Below are 208 nucleotides of genomic sequence, written 5' to 3'. Positions count from 1 at the left end.
AAATCTACCGTTTTTATTGAAACTTGTTTACACAAGTTCAGCTAAAAAGGAATGTTCTAATTCGCGTTTGTTTCGTTTCGATATCTAGTTTTCAAAGAACAAACTTGTAAAACATATTTGGTGGAGCCAAGCGGGATCGAACCGCTGACCTCCTGCTTGCAAGGCAGGCGCTCTCCCAGCTGAGCTATGGCCCCATATAAAGTTTAAA

At 40.9% G+C, this 208-nt stretch carries 1 tRNA gene; it reads right to left on the bottom strand.

Annotated features, from left to right (window positions below):
- Positions 1-118: 118 nt before the first annotated feature.
- Positions 119-194, bottom strand: a tRNA-Ala gene (locus AC6CIF_RS31995).
- Positions 195-208 lie beyond the last annotated feature (14 nt).

Source organism: Paenibacillus sp. GQ49 (assembly GCF_059759055.1).
Note: the sequence above shows the minus strand (reverse complement) of the source record. Positions and strands in the feature narration are given on the sequence as shown.